Annotated in this window: 16 protein-coding genes; 12 read left to right on the top strand and 4 right to left on the bottom strand. The window is 67.0% G+C overall.

Annotated features, from left to right (window positions below; all coding sequences use genetic code 11):
• Nucleotide 1: 1 nt before the first annotated feature.
• A complete protein-coding gene (locus ACE3T8_RS06600; protein WP_374607835.1) occupies nucleotides 2–568 on the bottom strand; it encodes a DUF1415 domain-containing protein in 567 nt (188 codons plus the stop codon).
• A complete protein-coding gene (locus tag ACE3T8_RS06595) occupies nucleotides 561–1,043 on the bottom strand; it encodes a YajQ family cyclic di-GMP-binding protein (RefSeq protein WP_374607834.1) in 483 nt (160 codons plus the stop codon). Before ACE3T8_RS06595 ends, ACE3T8_RS06600 begins: the two co-directional genes overlap by 8 nt.
• A 49-nt stretch (nucleotides 1,044–1,092) precedes the next feature.
• On the opposite strand from ACE3T8_RS06595, the gene ACE3T8_RS06590 reads away from it, so the two are divergent.
• The 12 genes from ACE3T8_RS06590 to ACE3T8_RS06535 all read left to right on the top strand — a co-directional run bounded on the left by ACE3T8_RS06590 (nucleotide 1,093) and on the right by ACE3T8_RS06535 (nucleotide 12,963).
• A complete protein-coding gene (locus ACE3T8_RS06590) occupies nucleotides 1,093–1,986 on the top strand; it encodes a DMT family transporter (protein WP_374607832.1) in 894 nt (297 codons plus the stop codon).
• A gap of 171 nt (nucleotides 1,987–2,157) precedes the next feature.
• Nucleotides 2,158–3,552, top strand: coding sequence for a dihydrolipoyllysine-residue acetyltransferase (aceF, locus tag ACE3T8_RS06585; RefSeq protein ID WP_374607831.1), 1,395 nt, complete (start codon nucleotides 2,158–2,160; stop codon nucleotides 3,550–3,552).
• A gap of 10 nt (nucleotides 3,553–3,562) precedes the next feature.
• Nucleotides 3,563–5,347 (top strand): dihydrolipoyl dehydrogenase, encoded by a 1,785-nt coding sequence (gene lpdA / locus ACE3T8_RS06580; protein WP_374607830.1) that lies wholly within the window; start codon nucleotides 3,563–3,565, stop codon nucleotides 5,345–5,347.
• Between the two features lie 340 nt (nucleotides 5,348–5,687).
• Nucleotides 5,688–6,086 carry a hypothetical protein gene (locus ACE3T8_RS06575; protein ID WP_374607828.1) on the top strand — a complete coding sequence of 133 codons (399 nt, stop codon included), beginning with the start codon at nucleotides 5,688–5,690 and terminating at the stop codon, nucleotides 6,084–6,086.
• Nucleotides 6,087–6,112: 26 nt separating this feature from the next.
• The gene (gene atpB, locus ACE3T8_RS06570; protein ID WP_374607999.1) at nucleotides 6,113–6,955 is read left to right on the top strand and encodes a F0F1 ATP synthase subunit A; all 843 of its coding nucleotides are present in this window, start codon (nucleotides 6,113–6,115) and stop codon (nucleotides 6,953–6,955) included.
• A gap of 90 nt (nucleotides 6,956–7,045) precedes the next feature.
• Nucleotides 7,046–7,324 carry a F0F1 ATP synthase subunit C gene (atpE, locus tag ACE3T8_RS06565; RefSeq protein ID WP_374357915.1) on the top strand — a complete coding sequence of 93 codons (279 nt, stop codon included), beginning with the start codon at nucleotides 7,046–7,048 and terminating at the stop codon, nucleotides 7,322–7,324.
• Nucleotides 7,325–7,453: 129 nt separating this feature from the next.
• The gene (locus ACE3T8_RS06560) at nucleotides 7,454–7,927 is read left to right on the top strand and encodes a F0F1 ATP synthase subunit B (RefSeq protein WP_374357912.1); all 474 of its coding nucleotides are present in this window, start codon (nucleotides 7,454–7,456) and stop codon (nucleotides 7,925–7,927) included.
• 10 nt (nucleotides 7,928–7,937) lie between these two features.
• Nucleotides 7,938–8,465, top strand: coding sequence for a F0F1 ATP synthase subunit delta (locus ACE3T8_RS06555; protein ID WP_374607826.1), 528 nt, complete (start codon nucleotides 7,938–7,940; stop codon nucleotides 8,463–8,465).
• Nucleotides 8,466–8,525: 60 nt separating this feature from the next.
• Nucleotides 8,526–10,076, top strand: a complete 1,551-nt coding sequence (atpA, locus tag ACE3T8_RS06550) for a F0F1 ATP synthase subunit alpha (protein WP_374607824.1) — start codon at nucleotides 8,526–8,528, stop codon at nucleotides 10,074–10,076.
• A 76-nt stretch (nucleotides 10,077–10,152) separates the two neighbouring features.
• On the top strand, nucleotides 10,153–11,016 hold the full coding sequence (gene atpG / locus ACE3T8_RS06545; protein WP_374607823.1) for a F0F1 ATP synthase subunit gamma: 864 nt from the start codon (nucleotides 10,153–10,155) through the stop codon (nucleotides 11,014–11,016).
• Between the two features lie 67 nt (nucleotides 11,017–11,083).
• A complete protein-coding gene (gene atpD, locus ACE3T8_RS06540) occupies nucleotides 11,084–12,490 on the top strand; it encodes a F0F1 ATP synthase subunit beta (protein WP_374607821.1) in 1,407 nt (468 codons plus the stop codon).
• A 47-nt stretch (nucleotides 12,491–12,537) separates the two neighbouring features.
• Nucleotides 12,538–12,963 (top strand): F0F1 ATP synthase subunit epsilon, encoded by a 426-nt coding sequence (locus ACE3T8_RS06535; protein WP_374607819.1) that lies wholly within the window; start codon nucleotides 12,538–12,540, stop codon nucleotides 12,961–12,963.
• Between the two features lie 186 nt (nucleotides 12,964–13,149).
• On the opposite strand, the gene ACE3T8_RS06530 is transcribed toward ACE3T8_RS06535, so the two are convergent.
• Both ACE3T8_RS06530 and ACE3T8_RS06525 read right to left on the bottom strand, forming a co-directional pair.
• Nucleotides 13,150–13,536, bottom strand: coding sequence for a GtrA family protein (locus ACE3T8_RS06530; RefSeq protein ID WP_374607817.1), 387 nt, complete (start codon nucleotides 13,534–13,536; stop codon nucleotides 13,150–13,152).
• The gene (locus ACE3T8_RS06525; RefSeq protein ID WP_374607816.1) at nucleotides 13,533–15,515 is read right to left on the bottom strand and encodes a hypothetical protein; all 1,983 of its coding nucleotides are present in this window, start codon (nucleotides 15,513–15,515) and stop codon (nucleotides 13,533–13,535) included. The genes ACE3T8_RS06530 and ACE3T8_RS06525 overlap by 4 nt, the downstream gene beginning before the upstream one ends.
• Between the last annotated feature and the right edge of the window lie 68 nt (nucleotides 15,516–15,583).

Below are 15,583 nucleotides of genomic sequence, written 5' to 3'. Positions count from 1 at the left end.
TTCAGTCGCCGAGCGGCGGGCTTTTCAGCAGCTTGTCCCAGCCGGCGAAACCGAGTTCTCGCACCGTGGCGATGTTGCGCTCGATGATCGCGTCCGGGTCCGGATACGCCGCCACCGCGCGGTCGATACTGGCTTCGCGCAGCAGGTGCAGGATCGGATACGGCGCGCGGTTGGTCAGGTTGTCGGCATCGTTGGGTTCGCTGCCGGCGAACTGGTACTGCGGATGGAAGCTGGCGACCTGCAGCACGCCGTCGAGGTCCATCGCCTCGACCAGCGCGTCGGCGTCGCCGAGGAAATCGTTGTAGTCCAGGAAGTCGCCCAGCACCTGCGGGTGCACGAGCAGGGTGGTGTCGATCTCATCGGCGGGCGTGTCGCGCAGCAGCGCCAGTTCCTCACCCAGTTCTTCCAGCAATGCGCGTTCGGTGCTGGCATCGCTGACCACGAGCCGCACCTGCTGCTTCACGACCACCGCCTTCGCGAACGGGCACAGGTTCAGGCCGATCACCGCGCGTTCCAGCCAGCGACGGACGCCGGCTTCGATCCCCGCGGGATCGATCGGGTCAGTCACGGAAGTTGTCGAACTGCAGCGGCTGCTCGAAATTGCCGGCGCGCAGCAGCGCCATCGCGGCCTGCAGGTCGTCGCGCTTCTTGCCGGTGACGCGCAGCTTGTCGCCGTTGATCTGGGTGTCGACCTTGAGCTTGGCGTCCTTCATCGCGCCCTGCAGCTTCTTGGCCAGTTCGCGCTCGATGCCCTGCTTCACGGTGACCTTCTGGCGTGCGCCGGCGAGGTTGGTCTCGATGTCGCCGAACTCCAGGCAGCGCGCGTCGATCTTCCGCGCGATCAGGCGTGCGCGCAGGATGTCGGTCATCTGCTGCAGCTGGAATTCGCTGGGCGCGGACTGCGAGATGACCTTGTCGTCGAGGACGAACGTCGCCTCCACGCCCTTGAAGTCGAAGCGCGTGGACAGCTCGCGGTTGGCCTGGTCCACGGCGTTGGTGAGTTCGTGGGTATCCACTTCGGAAACGATGTCGAAGGACGGCATGGCGGCGGCTGCGGGTGACGGGGCGCGCAGGTTACCGCATGCTGGGCGGATGCACGCTTCGTCCACTGCCCACGACCACGCCCGCCGCGGCATGCTGCTGATGCTGGTCTCGATCCTGCTGTTCTCGCTGATGGACGCCGGGCTGAAGACCTTGTCGGCGCACTACCCGCCGTTCCAGGTCGCGGCATTGCGTGGTGCCTCATCGTTGCCGCTGGTGCTGGCGTGGGCGTTGTCGACCGTGGGCTGGCGTCCGCTGCTGAAGGTGCGGTGGCCCTTGCACCTGCTGCGCGGCGTGCTGGGCATCATGATGATGGCCAGTTTCGTGTACGCGCTGAAGCGATTGCCGCTGTCCACCGCGTATTCGATCTTCTTCGTTGCCCCGCTGCTGATCACCGCGCTGTCGGTGCCGATCCTGCGCGAACGCGTCGGCCCGCGGCGCTGGGCCGCGATCGGCATCGGCCTGGTCGGGGTGCTGGTGGTGCTGCGTCCGACCGGCGAAGGCGTGCTCACGACTGCCGGCTTTGCCGTGCTGGTCGCCGCGCTGGGCTACGCAGTGTCGGCCATCACCGTGCGCGTGCTGGCGCGTACCGACAGCACCCAGGCGATCACGTTCTGGCTGCTGGCGTTGATGGCGCTGGGTGCGGGCGCGCTGGCCTGGCCGGACTGGGTGCCGCTGCGCGCCGAACATGCGTGGATCGTCGGCGGCATCGGCATCGCCGGGGCGATCGGACAGTACGCCATCACCGAAGCGTTCCGCCTCGGCGAGGCCTCGCTGATCGCGCCACTCGAGTACACCGCACTGGTGTGGGGCGTTGCCCTCGACCTGGCCCTGTGGGGCGTGCTGCCGGATGCGATCACCTGGCTCGGTGCGGCCATCATCATCGCCAGCGGCTTGTACCTGATCCGGCGCGAAAAGGTCCACGCCGAGGCCGAACACCCCTGATTGCACCCCGGTGAATACCCTCGAAATTGCTCTGGTAACCGCAACATTCGGGACATTTCGAGACAAGAAAATGAATTAACCGGGTAAATCAGGAAAATTGCCGCAGTGCGGTTTGTCGATGCCGCCGGGATGTGCCAACAATACGGTCCCAACTCGAAACCGGAGACCGGCATGGCCGACCTCAAGGAAGCGCGCGTCCCCGACATCGGCGGTCACGACGACGTGCCGATCATCGAAGTGCTGGTGAAGGTGGGCGACACCGTCGCCGTCGACCAGGGCCTGGTCACGTTGGAGTCCGACAAGGCGACGATGGAAGTGCCGTCGCCGTTCGCCGGCGTGATCAGGGAACTCAAGGTCAAGCTGGGCGACAACCTGTCCGAAGGCGCGCTGGTCGCGATCATCGAAGTCGCCGCCGGCGCTGCCGCCGAGGCGCCTGCTCCTGTCTCCGCGCCGACGCCTCCGCCCGCCCAGCCGATCGCCGCCGTGGCAACGGCCACCGCATCCGAAACCGGTGCCAAGGTCGAGCCGGTCGTGGTCATGCCTCCTGCGCCCGCACCGACGCCTGCCGCCGCGCCGATGGGCGCCGGCTTGCCGCCAGTCCGCTTCGAGGCCGACGCGGTGTTGCCGGACAAGGTGCCCTACGCCAGCCCGGCGGTGCGGTTGTTCGCCCGTGAACTCGGTGTCGACCTGATGCAGGTGACCGGCAGCGAGCGCGGCGGCCGCATCGGCAAGCTGGATGTACAGAATTTCGTGAAGTCGGCGCTGGCCGGTGGTGTCGCAGCTGCACCGTCGGCGGTGTCCGCTGGCGGTGGAGGCGGGCTGAACCTGATCCCGTGGCCGAAGGTCGACTTCGCCAAATTCGGCGCGATCGAAAGCAAGCCGCTGTCGCGCATCCAGAAGATTTCCGGCGCCAACCTGGCGCGCAACTGGGCGATGATCCCGCACGTCACCCAGTTCGACGATGCCGACATCACCGACCTGGAAGACCTGCGCGTCGCGCTCAACAACGAGAACGCCAAGGCGATCGCCGCGGGCAAGGCCGGCAAGGTCACCATGCTGGCCTTCATGATCAAGGCCAGCGTGGCCGCGCTGAAGAAGTACCCGACCTTCAACGCGTCGCTGGATGGCGACAACCTGGTGCTGAAGCAGTACTACAACATCGGCTTCGCGGCGGATACGCCGAACGGACTGGTGGTGCCGGTGCTGCGCGACGCCGACAAGAAGGGCGTGATGCAGATCGCCGCCGAGATGGGCGAACTGGCCGCCGCCGCGCGCGACGGCAAGCTCAAGCCGGAGCAGATGCAGGGCGGCTGCTTCACCATCAGTTCGCTGGGCGGGATCGGCGGCACGTCGTTCACCCCGATCATCAATGCGCCGGAAGCCGCGATCCTGGGCGTGTCGAAATCGGAGACGAAGCCGGTCTGGGACGGCAAGGCGTTCCAGCCGCGCCTGATCGTGCCGTTGTCGCTGAGCTACGACCACCGGGTGATCGACGGCGCCGCCGCCGCGCGCTTCACCGCCTATCTCGCACAACTGCTGGCCGACCTCCGTCGGGCCGTGCTGTAAGGGGCTGGTCATGGCAGACATCGAAAGCAAAGTCCCGGACATCGGCAGCCACGGCGACGTCCCGGTCATCGAGATCCTGGTCGCGGTCGGCGACACCGTGAAAAAGGACCAGGGCCTGGTCACCCTGGAATCCGACAAGGCCACCATGGAAGTGCCGGCCATCGCCGATGGCGTGATCAAGGCGCTGAAGGTGAAGCTGGGCGATGCGGTGTCGGAAGGCGCGGTGATCGCGGTGATCGAGGGTGTGGGCACCGCTTCCGAAGCGGCTGCGCCTGCGAAGGCCGCTGCAGCGCCGCCTGCGGTGGCTTCGGTGGCAGCGCCTGCGCCGGCACCGCCCGCGCCGCCCGCATCACAGGCAGCGTCCTCGTCCGGTCGTGTGGCCGACATCGTGTGCGCCACGGTCGTGCTGGGCGCCGGTCCTGGCGGGTACACCGCCGCGTTCCGCAGCGCCGACCTGGGCATCGACACCGTGCTGATCGAACGCTACGCCAGCCTGGGCGGCGTCTGCCTCAACGTCGGCTGCATCCCGTCGAAGGCCCTGCTCCACGCGGCCGACGTGATCGACCAGGCGGCGCATGCCAGCGATTACGGCGTCGATTTCGGCGCGCCGAAGATCAACATCGACACCTTGCGCGGCTACAAGGAAAAAGTGGTCGGCCAGCTCACCAAGGGCCTGTCCGGCATGGCGAAGCAGCGCAAGGTGCGCGTGGTCCAGGGCACTGCGAAATTCCTGTCCGCGAACGAACTCGAGATCGTCGGCGATGACGGCAAGGCGCAGGTGCTGCGCTTCGCGAACTGCATCATCGCCGCCGGCTCGCAGCCGGTGAAGCTGCCGTCGTTCCCGTGGGACGACGCGCGGGTGATGGATTCCACCGATGCGTTGAACTTGGCCGACGTGCCGAAGAAGCTGTTGGTCGTCGGCGGCGGCATCATCGGCCTGGAGATGGCGACGGTGTATCGCGCGCTGGGCAGCGAAGTCACCGTCGTCGAATTCATGCCGCAGCTGATGCCGGGCGCGGACCTCGACCTGGTCAAGCCGTTGGCGGATCGACTGAAGAAGCAGGGTGTCGCCGTGCATCTCAAGACCAAGGTGGTCGAGGCCAAGGCCGGCAAGAAGGGTATCGAGGTCGCCTTCGAGGGCGAGAGCATCCCTGCGGGCACGCTGTACGACCGCGTGCTGGTGTCCGTGGGCCGCGCGCCGAACGGCGGCAAGCTCGATGCGGGCAAGGCCGGCGTGGCGGTGACCGAGCGCGGCTTCATCGAGGTCGACCGGCAGATGCGTACCAACGTGCCGCACATCTTCGCGATCGGCGACCTGGTCGGGCAGCCGATGCTGGCGCACAAGGCCACGCACGAGGGCAAGCTGGCCGCCGAAGTCGCGGCCGGCGAGAAGAAGGAATGGGTGGCGCGGGTGATCCCGAGCGTCGCCTACACCGATCCGGAAATCGCCTGGGTCGGCGTCACCGAAACCGAGGCGAAGGCCAAGGGCCTGAAAATCGGCATCGGTAAGTTCCCGTGGGCGGCATCGGGACGTGCGATCGGCCTGTCGCGCACCGAGGGCTTCACCAAGCTGGTGTTCGACGAGGCCAGCCACCGCATCATCGGCGGCGGCATCGTCGGCGTGCATGCCGGCGAACTGATCGCCGAGATCGCGCTGGCGATCGAGATGGGCTGCGAGGTCGAGGACATCGGCCACACCATCCACCCGCACCCGACCCTGAGCGAGTCGGTCGGCATGGCCGCCGAGGTCTACGACGGCACGATCACCGACCTGTACATCCCGAAAAAGAAGTAGTCAGGGCGACCGCCGGCGCAAGGCTGGCTGATCCGGATGGAGTGTGTGGAGGGCCCGTCGGTCGACGGGCCCTCGGTGTTTCCGGTCAAAAAAAGAAGCCCCGGCGCGGGCCGGGGCTTCAGGACGCCGCGCCAGGAGCTGACGAGGAGGGGCGGCGCACGGGTTCTGACTGGTGCCCTGCGTGAAAGGTTCCAGCCGTTTGCAAGGGCCTTTGGCGGTTGCCCCGGGATTTTCACGCCTGCTATACTTTTGCGGCTCCGCAGGACGGTTTTGGTGCGTTTCGGCCAACCTGACTGCGGCACCGTACCGATGGCTGGGTGATTCCTCGGGAAATGTCCGCGTGCTGAACTCCGCTGCCGAGGGCTGGCGGCAGGCGCTGCGGGTGGTGGCCTTCCAGGCCGTCGCCGCGCTGCTGACTGCCGCAGCCTGCTTCCTCCTCGGGCCGCGTGCCGCCTTGGCGGCGCTGGTCGGGGGCGGGTCGATGGCGCTGGGCAGCCTGCTGGCGGCCTGGGGGGCGTTCGGGGGTGGGGTGGCAGGAGCAGGCACGGCGCTGGGGCGCTTGCTGCTCGGCACCGCGCTCAAGTGGTTGGTGGTTGCCGGGGGCTTGTACCTGGCGATGGCGTTATGGCGGTTGCCGGCGGTGCCGGCATTGGCCGGTGCGGCGATGGCCGCGGCGGCATTCGTGGTTTCGATGAAGTACGCGGCGGCAAGGCCGAGCACGACGAGGGCGAGTACGTGATCCTGGAAGGCGCGATCCTGAACAGCATGGCCCTGGAACCGAGCGGCGGCGAATCCGGCGGCGGTGGCCTGACCGGTTACATCGTCCACCACCTGACCCACAACGTGGTCTACGTGGCTGGCCAGAAGCTCCACTTCGACTCGTGGGTCGTGGCGCTGCTGCTTGGCCTGCTGGGCTGCTTCCTGCTGTGGACCCAGGCGCGCAAGGCGACTGCCGGCGTGCCGTCCAAGCCGCAGGCCTTCGTCGAGCTGGTGGTCGAGTTCGTCGACTCCCAGGTCAAGGACACCTTCCACGGCGACCGTCGCTTCATCGCGCCGCTGGCCCTGACCATCTTCGTCTGGGTGTTCTTCATGAACGCCATGGACCTGCTGCCGCTCGACCTGCCCGCGGGCGTGGTTACCGCAGTCGCCGGTGAGGAAGCCGCGCACCACACCTACCTGCGCTGGGTGCCGACCGCCGACGTGAACACCACGTTCGCGATGTCGATCACCGTGTTCTTCCTGATCATCTTCTACTCGATCAAGGCCAAGGGCGGCTGGGGCTTCACCAAGGAGCTGTTCACCGCGCCGTTCCACGCGCACGGCACCTTCGCCAAGATCGTGCTGGCGGGCCCGAACCTGTTCCTCAACCTGGTCGAATACCTGTCCAAGCCGGTCAGCCTGGGCATGCGGTTGTTCGGCAACATGTACGCGGGCGAGCTGGTCTTCATGCTCATCGCCGGCCTGTTCATGTCGTGGATCACCTTCCCGTTCGGCCTGGTGGCCAACTCGGTGTGGGCGATCTTCCACATCCTGATCATCCTGCTGCAGGCCTTCATCTTCATGGTGCTGACTGTCGTCTACCTGGCGATGGCCCACGAGCATCACTGATCCGCACGCTGCAGACCCACGCGTTCCGCTTCAACTCGTTCCATCCCCTTTCATTTTCCACCGCTCAGCACTGAAAACCGGAGATCCACCATGGAAGCACTTGCCAACGTCCAGGCCTTCACCGCCGTCGCCATCGGCATCATCGTCGGCCTGGGTGCGCTCGGCGCCGCCCTCGGCATCGGCATCATGGGCTCGAAGTTCCTCGAATCCGCTGCCCGCCAGCCGGAACTGGTCCCGATGCTGCAGGGCCGCATGTTCCTGCTCGCCGGCCTGATCGACGCGGCGTTCCTGATCGGCGTCGGCGTGGCGATGATGTTCGCGTTCGCGAACCCGCTGCTGGCTGCCGTGCAGGCCGCCACCGGCGCCTAAGCGACGACGCGTCACGGTGCGCGCGGCAGTCGTCGCGCGCATCGGCGATTCAAGCGCCGCGGCATGCCGCCGTGGCGTTGCCCCTGACGGGCGCGCATCGCGCCGCCCGTTCGACACGCAAGGTACGACATGAATCCGACCTTCATGACATTGCTGGGCCAGATGATCACGTTCGCGATCCTCATCTGGTTCACCGTCAAGTTCATCTGGCCGCCGCTGATGTCGGCGATCGAGGAACGCCAGCAGAAGATCGCCGAAGGCCTCGCTGCCGCCGACAATGCGCAGAAGAACCTGGCGCAGGCGCAGGACAAGGTCAACGAGGAACTCAAGGCCGCGCGCACCAAGGCCAACGAGATCATCGACCAGGCCCACCAGCGCGCCAACCAGCTGATCGATGCGGCCAAGGCCGATGCGATCGCCGAGGGCAATCGCCAGAAGGCGTTGGCCGAGGCGGAGATCGTGTCCGCCGCCAACCGCGCCAAGGAAGACCTGCGCAAGCAGGTGTCCGTGCTGGCCGTGTCCGGTGCCGAGAAGCTGCTGAAGCGCGAGATCGACGCCAACGCCCACAAGGCGCTGATCGACGATCTGGCCGCGCAGCTCTGAGGCACGACCGATGAGCCAGGCCCTGACCCTCGCCCGTCCCTACGCCCGCGCCGCCTTCGCGATCGCGCGCGACGCGAATGCGCTGCCCGCATGGTCGGACGCGCTGGCGTTCGCCGCCCGCGTGGCCGCCGATCCGTCGGTCGCCGCGTTGCTCGGCAACCCGGGCCTGACCCAGGCCGATGCCACCACGCTGCTCGCGCCTGACGGCGCGGACGCGTTGTTCGGCAACTTCCTCGGCCTGCTGTTCGAGAACCGCCGCCTGTCGCTGCTGCCGGAAATCACCGGCCAGTTCGATGAGCTGCGCTTCGAGGCCGAGCGCGTCGTGAAGGCGAAGGTGACCTCCGCGGTCGCCCTGCCGGCCAGCGAACTCGACACGATCAAGGCGGCGCTGGCGAAGCGCTTCGGCCGCGAAGTCGAAGTCGAGGCCTCGGTCGACGAAAGCCTGATCGGCGGCGCGGTGATCGATGCCGGCGACGTCGTCATCGACGGTTCGCTGAAGGGCAAGCTGGGCCGCCTGCAGGCGGCGCTGGCGCACTGACGTATTTCTGAAACCTTCTGAATCTTGCCAGCGGCAACGCGGCACCAAGGAATAACCAAGATGGCCACCACCACGCTCAACCCGTCCGAAATCAGCGAACTGATCAAGACCCGCATCGAGAAGGTCAAGCTTTCCGCGGAAGCGCGCAACGAGGGCACCGTCACCTCGGTGTCCGACGGCATCGTGCGCGTCCACGGCCTGGCCGACGTGATGCAGGGCGAAATGATCGAGCTGCCGAACAGCACCTTCGCGCTGGCGCTGAACCTGGAGCGCGATTCGGTGGGTGCGGTGGTGCTGGGCGACTACAAGCACCTGCGCGAAGGCGACACCGCCAAGACCACCGGCCAGATCCTCTCGGTGCCGACCGGTCCGGAACTCCTGGGCCGCGTGGTCAACGCGCTGGGCGAGGCGATCGACGGCAAGGGCCCGATCGAGGCCAAGGTCAGCGCGCCGGTGGAAACCATCGCCCCGGGCGTGATCTGGCGCAAGTCGGTCAGCCAGCCGGTGCAGACCGGCTACAAGTCGGTCGACAGCATGATCCCGATCGGCCGCGGCCAGCGCGAGCTGGTCATCGGCGACCGCCAGACCGGCAAGACCGCGCTGGCGATCGACGCGATCATCAACCAGAAGCACAGCGGCATTAAGTGCATCTACGTGGCGATCGGCCAGAAGAACTCGACCATCGCCAACATCGTGCGCAAGCTCGAAGAGAACGGCGCGCTGGCGTACACCACGGTGGTCGCCGCGTCGGCCTCCGAATCGGCCGCGATGCAGTACATCGCGCCGTACGCCGGTTGCACCATGGGCGAGTACTTCCGCGACCGCGGCGAAGACGCGCTGATCATCTACGACGATCTGTCCAAGCAGGCCGTGGCCTACCGCCAGATCTCCCTGCTGCTGCGCCGCCCGCCGGGTCGCGAAGCGTATCCGGGCGACGTGTTCTACCTGCACTCCCGCCTGCTGGAGCGCGCCGCGCGCGTGTCCGAGGAGTACGTGGAGAAGTTCACCAACGGTGCGGTGAAGGGCAAGACCGGTTCGCTGACCGCGCTGCCGATCATCGAGACCCAGGCCGGCGACGTGTCGGCGTTCGTGCCGACCAACGTGATCTCGATCACCGACGGCCAGATCTTCCTCGAGACCGACCTGTTCAACGCCGGCATCCGCCCGGCCGTGAACGCCGGCATCTCGGTGTCGCGCGTGGGTGGCGCGGCGCAGACCAAGATCATGAAGAAGCTGTCGGGCGGCATCCGCATCGCGCTGGCGCAGTACCGCGAGCTCGCGGCGTTCGCGCAGTTCGCCTCGGACCTGGACGACGCGACCCGCAAGCAGCTGGAGCGCGGCCAGCGCGTCACCGAGCTGATGAAGCAGCGCCAGTACGCGCCGATGTCGGTGGCCGAGCAGTCGCTGTCGATCTACGCGGTCGACAAGGGCTACATGGACGACGTGCCGGTGAACAAGATCGGTGCCTTCGAAGACGCGCTGCACGCGCACTTCAAGAACACCGCCGGCAGCCTGATGGATTCGGTGGCCGCCAGCGGCGACTGGAACGACGACATCGAAGCCGCGTTCAAGAAGGGCATCGAGGACTTCAAGGCGACAGGTTCCTGGTAAGCAATTGTAGGAGCGCCTTGTAGGCGCGATTCGATCGCGGCTGTAAGCCGCTCCCACAACAGCAGCGAGAAAGAGCATGGCAGGCGGCAGGGAAATCAAAACCAAGATCAAGAGCGTGCAGAACACCCGCAAGGTGACGCGCGCGCTCGAAATGGTCTCGGCCTCCAAGATCCGCAAGGCGCAGGACCGGATGAAGGCCTCGCGCCCGTACGCGCGGGCGATGAAGCAGCTGATCGGCCACTTGGCGCAGGCGAATTCCGAGTACCGCCACCCGTACCTGGTCGAGCGCAAGGACATCAAGCGCGTCGGCTACATCATCGTGTCGTCGGACCGCGGCCTGGCCGGCGGCCTGAACAACAACATGTTCCGCAAGCTGCTGGTCGAGTTCCGCGGCTGGCAGGAGAAGGGCGTCGAGATCGACGTCGTCACCATCGGCCAGAAGGCCTCGGTGTTCTTCCGCCGGCTGAAGGTCGGCATGCTCGCCTCGGTCACCCACCTGGGCGACATTCCCAAGGTCGAGCAACTGGTCGGCGTGATCAAGGTGATGCTGGACGCGTACACCGCCGGCGGCGTGGACAAGGTGTTCCTGTCGTACAACGACTTCGTCAACACCATGACCCAGAAGGCGACCTTCGACCAGTTGCTGCCGCTGCCCGCGGCGGAGACACAGGTCGCCCGCCACGACTGGGACTACCTGTACGAGCCGGATGCCGAGTCCGTGCTGGCCCACGTGCTGACCCGCTACATCGAGTCGCTGGTCTACCAGGCGGTGATGGAGAACGTGGCCTCCGAGCATGCCGCGCGCATGGTCGCGATGAAGGCCGCGAGCGACAACGCCACCAAGCTGATCGGCACGCTGAACCTCGTCTACAACAAGGCGCGCCAGGCGGCGATCACGCAAGAAATCTCCGAAATCGTCGGCGGCGCCGCGGCGGTCTGAGCGGCACGACCAGCTTCAAGCCAAGCATTCACACAAGCAGCATTCAAGAGTTCCCGAGGAATCATCCATGAGCAACCAGGGCAAGATCGTCCAGATCATCGGCGCCGTCGTCGACGTCGAATTCCCGCGCGAGAGCGTGCCGAAGGTGTACGACGCGCTGAAGGTGCAGAACACCGCGATCACGCTGGAAGTGCAGCAGCAGCTGGGCGACGGCGTGGTCCGCTGCATCGCGCTGGGCTCGACCGACGGCCTGAAGCGCAACCTGCTGGCCGATAACACCGGCCGCGCGATCTCGGTGCCGGTCGGCATCGGCACGCTGGGCCGCATCATGGACGTGCTGGGCAACCCGATCGACGAGGCCGGTGCGGTCAAGGCCGACACCACCTGGGAAATCCACCGTGCAGCGCCGTCCTACGAGGACCAGGCCGCGACCACCGAACTGCTGGAAACCGGCATCAAGGTGATCGACCTGATGTGCCCGTTCGCCAAGGGCGGCAAGGTCGGCCTGTTCGGCGGCGCCGGCGTGGGCAAGACCGTCAACATGATGGAACTGATCAACAACATCGCGACCGAGCACAGCGGTCTGTCGGTGTTCGCCGGCGTGGGTGAGCGCACCCGCGAAGGCAACGACTTCTACCACGAGATGCAGGAATCCGGCGTCGTCAACGTGGCCGAGCCGGAGAAGTCGAAGGTGGCGATGGTGTACGGCCAGATGAACGAGCCGCCGGGCAACCGCCTGCGCGTCGCGCTGACCGGCCTGACCATGGCCGAGTACTTCCGCGACGAAGGCCGCGACGTGCTGCTGTTCGTCGACAACATCTACCGCTACACCCTGGCCGGTACCGAAGTGTCGGCGCTGCTCGGCCGCATGCCGTCGGCGGTGGGTTACCAGCCGACGCTGGCCGAGGAAATGGGCGTGCTGCAGGAACGCATCACCTCTACCAAGACCGGCTCGATCACCTCGATCCAGGCCGTGTACGTGCCCGCCGACGATTACACCGACCCGTCGCCGGCCACCACCTTCGCCCACCTGGACTCGACCGTGGCGCTGTCGCGCAGCATCGCGTCGCTCGGCATCTACCCGGCGGTGGACCCGCTGGACTCGACCAGCCGCATGATGGATCCGAACGTGATCGGCAACGAGCACTACGAGACCGCGCGCCGCGTGCAGGGCACCCTGCAGAAGTACAAGGAACTGAAGGACATCATCGCGATCCTGGGCATGGACGAGCTGTCGGAAGAAGACAAGCAGGCCGTGGCCCGCGCGCGCAAGATCGAGCGCTTCTTCAGCCAGCCGTTCACCGTGGCGGAAGTGTTCACCGGTTCGAAGGGCAAGTACGTGCCGCTGAAGGACACCATCCGCGGCTTCAAGGGCATCGTGGACGGCGAGTACGACCACCTGCCGGAGCAGGCGTTCTACATGGTCGGCTCGATCGACGAAGCCGTCGAGAAGGCCAAGAAGCTCGCCGCGTAACATCGTAGGGATGGGCCCCCGTGCCCGTCCCGGTTGAAAGGACAGACATGGCATCCACAATCCGTTGCGACATCGTCAGCGCCGAAGCCGAGATTTTCCACGGCGAGGTCGAGCTGGTCGTGGCCACCGGCGAACTCGGCGAGCTGGGCATCGCGCCCAAGCACGCGCCGCTGATCACCCGCCTGAAGCCGGGCAAGGTCGTGGTGACCCTGCCGGGCGGCGAGAAGCACGACTTCGCCATTTCCGGCGGCATCCTCGAGGTGCAGCCGACCGTGGTCACCGTGCTGGCCGACACCGCGGTGCGCGCGCAGGACATCGACGAGGCGGCCGTGCGCGCGGCCAAGGAAGAAGCCGAGCGCATCATCGCCCACCGCGGCGAGAAGATGGACATCGCCGAGGCGCAGCAGAAGCTGGCCGAAGTCACCGCGCAGCTGCAGGCGCTGGAGCGCCTGCGCAAGAACCTCAAGCACTGAGGTCTTCGCGACATCGCTTCATCGAAACGCCGGCCTCGTGCCGGCGTTTTCGTTTTTGCATTTCCATGTGGCCCGGGTTGTACATGTAGCCCGGGTAAGGCCGAAGGCCGCACCCGGGCTGTGGTGGTGCACGGTTGGTTCGGGTGCCCCGGGTGCGCTGCGCTTACCCGGGCTACGCCAGCGGGATCAATACTTGTTGTAGACCCAGTGCCGCGACAGCAAAAAGCCGATGCCGCCGGACAGCAGGTCCGCGCCGGGCTTGAGCAGCTGTGCCATGCGCAGGCCGAAGGCATCGTCCAGGTGCGCCACGATCCACGTGTTCAGCACGGTCAGGGCGATCCACATGACGAGGAAACGCATCGCCGCATGGCGACCGACGTGGGTGTCGTCGGCGGCGAAGGTCAATTTGCCGTTGAGCCAGAATCCGAGCACGGCGCCGCACAGGCGGCCGATCACGTTCGCCGGTTCCACCGGCATCACCCACTCGCTGAGCGCCAGCATGAGTCCGTATTCGACCAGCCATTGCAGCAGGCCGATGACCGCATAACCGCTCAGGTGCCGGCGCAGGGTCATGGCGTCGCCTCCACCGGCAGCGACCAGCGCTGCGAGTCGCCGGCCTGGTCCGCCATCCGCGCATTCGCGATGGCGAGCCCGGCTCGCAGCGCGGCACTGGTCTTGCGCGTGTCGAGGATCACGTGGCCGAGGCGTTCGCGTTGCAGCAAAGCGGCCCAGGCCTTGCCGCTCGGGTCGGCATCGACGCGCGCGAACTCCGCTTCCCACTGAGGCGAGTACCAGCTCACGTTGCGCCCGCGCTGGCCGAGTTCGGCAAGCGCGCCGTAGCTGCCCGGCATGACCAGGACGAGGGCGTCGTCGTCGGGCAACCGCCGCACCAGCAGGCGTTCCGGTGCGTAGCGCAGCAGCAACGGCGCATCGTCGAGCGGATGGCCGATGTCGCGCTTCAGCGCGCCGGTGCGCAGCATCCAGTTGGCATTGCTGGCGAAGGCGAGGTTCAACACGCACACCCCCCAGAACGCGATCGCGCCGTGTCGTACCCGCGGCCAGGCGACGACCAATGCCGGCAACAGCAGCACCAGGGTTGGTTGCAGATAGCGCGCGTACTGCAGCGGCAACAGCGTGAGCAGCAGGCCGATGCCGGCGACCAGCGCCAGGCCGCGCGTGCGTCGGTCGTGCAGCGCAAGCAACCAGGCACCCAGCATCGCCACCAGCACGAAGCCGAAGCCGCCCGGGTACGCCTCGAAGTAGCGGCCCGTATCGAAGGTAATGTCCCACAGGACATCGGCATCGACGCCGCCGTTCCAGCGCGGATCGCTGAAGTCGCGTGGCGCGAAGAATGGCGAGCGGAAAAATCCGTTGAACAGCGGCAGCAACGGATTGCCGGTGAGCGCCCATGCGTGCACATAGCTGGAACCACCCACGATGGCCGCCAGCAACGCGCCGACGGGCAACACGCGCCAAGGCAGGCGCGCGCGATACCGCCACGCCGCCCATGCGAGCAGCGGCAGGGCGACCACGCCGTGCATGAGCTTCAGCCCGCATAGCGCGCCGAACAGCAGCGCGCCCGCGAGCAGGGTGCGTGGCGATGACGCATCCGCGTTGCGCAACACCAGCCAGGCCAACGCGGGCAACCACGCCATTGCCACCAGTTCGGTCTGCATGCCGGCGGCCAGGTGCATGGTCAGCGGGAGACTGGCCATCAACGCGACCGCCCACCAGCGTCGTGTCGCATCGCCGCCGAGTGCGCCGGCCAGTGCGTGCATCGCACCGGCGGCGATCAGCAACCACAAGGCATTCAGGGCACCGCGTGCCTCGCCACCGGCCAGGACCTGCACCACGCCCTGCAGCACGTCGCCATTCCACGGCGCCAGGGCCCAGACCTGCAGGTGCGCGTCCATGGCGTAACGCGCAGTGGCCTGCAGCTGCGCGGGCAGGCCGAGGTGGTAGGCCACGTCGTCCGACTGCATCGTCGGCAGCCAGGCCGCAGTGCTGGCGAGGCCGAGCAGCAAGATCGCGCCGGTCGCGGCGCCGGGCGATGCACGCACGCCGGCATCGAATTGCTGCCACGTGGCGCGCGCGGTTTCGAGGATCGCCCGGCGTCGCCACGCGACCACCGTGATGCAGGCGATGACATGGACGGTGCGATGATGGATCGGCAGCGACAGCAGCCAGCCCAACGTACCGGCGATCATCGCCAGGCCGATCGGCAGCGCGATGGCACCGCTCAGCAGCAGGCTGCCCAGGCCGATCGCGGTTGCGGCGAGCAGGGCGGTGGCGAGTACCGGCATCGGCCCGGAAAACACCGCCAGCGCCAGCAACCACACCATCCCAAGCGATGCCGCGCGCGACCACTGCAGCCCGCGTTGCAGCGGCCATGCCGCGGCAAGTGCGAGCAAGGCCAGCAGGCCGTGTTCGAAGGCGCGCGGGAACGGCAGCTCTTCCCACAGGCGATGCGCGGCCAATCCTGCCAGGCACAACGCAATGCCGGTCCAGAGCAGGAGGGCGGAAATCGGCGAGGGGCGCGTGCGGTCGGGCATCGGCGCCATGCTAGGGGCTGGCGGGAGGGCGTCAATGCCGCGTGCGCGACCTCCGCTGGGCAGCCGTT

The sequence above is a fragment of the Thermomonas sp. genome, from assembly GCF_041919455.1.
In the GTDB taxonomy this organism is placed as follows: domain Bacteria; phylum Pseudomonadota; class Gammaproteobacteria; order Xanthomonadales; family Xanthomonadaceae; genus Thermomonas.
This window is presented reverse-complemented; position numbering and strand designations above follow the sequence as displayed.

Bases quoted from the DNA above. Each gene is read 5' to 3' on its own strand.
- ACE3T8_RS06595 (WP_374607834.1), bottom strand. From the start codon at position 1,043: ATGCCGTCCTTCGACATCGTTTCCGAAGTGGATACCCACGAACTCACC.
- ACE3T8_RS06590 (WP_374607832.1), top strand. From the start codon at position 1,093: ATGCACGCTTCGTCCACTGCCCACGACCACGCCCGCCGCGGCATGCTG.
- aceF (WP_374607831.1), top strand. From the start codon at position 2,158: ATGGCCGACCTCAAGGAAGCGCGCGTCCCCGACATCGGCGGTCACGAC.
- lpdA (WP_374607830.1), top strand. From the start codon at position 3,563: ATGGCAGACATCGAAAGCAAAGTCCCGGACATCGGCAGCCACGGCGAC.
- atpB (WP_374607999.1), top strand. From the start codon at position 6,113: ATGGCCCTGGAACCGAGCGGCGGCGAATCCGGCGGCGGTGGCCTGACC.
- atpE (WP_374357915.1), top strand. From the start codon at position 7,046: ATGGAAGCACTTGCCAACGTCCAGGCCTTCACCGCCGTCGCCATCGGC.
- ACE3T8_RS06560 (WP_374357912.1), top strand. From the start codon at position 7,454: ATGAATCCGACCTTCATGACATTGCTGGGCCAGATGATCACGTTCGCG.
- ACE3T8_RS06555 (WP_374607826.1), top strand. From the start codon at position 7,938: ATGAGCCAGGCCCTGACCCTCGCCCGTCCCTACGCCCGCGCCGCCTTC.
- atpA (WP_374607824.1), top strand. From the start codon at position 8,526: ATGGCCACCACCACGCTCAACCCGTCCGAAATCAGCGAACTGATCAAG.
- atpG (WP_374607823.1), top strand. From the start codon at position 10,153: ATGGCAGGCGGCAGGGAAATCAAAACCAAGATCAAGAGCGTGCAGAAC.
- atpD (WP_374607821.1), top strand. From the start codon at position 11,084: ATGAGCAACCAGGGCAAGATCGTCCAGATCATCGGCGCCGTCGTCGAC.
- ACE3T8_RS06535 (WP_374607819.1), top strand. From the start codon at position 12,538: ATGGCATCCACAATCCGTTGCGACATCGTCAGCGCCGAAGCCGAGATT.
- ACE3T8_RS06530 (WP_374607817.1), bottom strand. From the start codon at position 13,536: ATGACCCTGCGCCGGCACCTGAGCGGTTATGCGGTCATCGGCCTGCTG.
- ACE3T8_RS06525 (WP_374607816.1), bottom strand. From the start codon at position 15,515: ATGCCCGACCGCACGCGCCCCTCGCCGATTTCCGCCCTCCTGCTCTGG.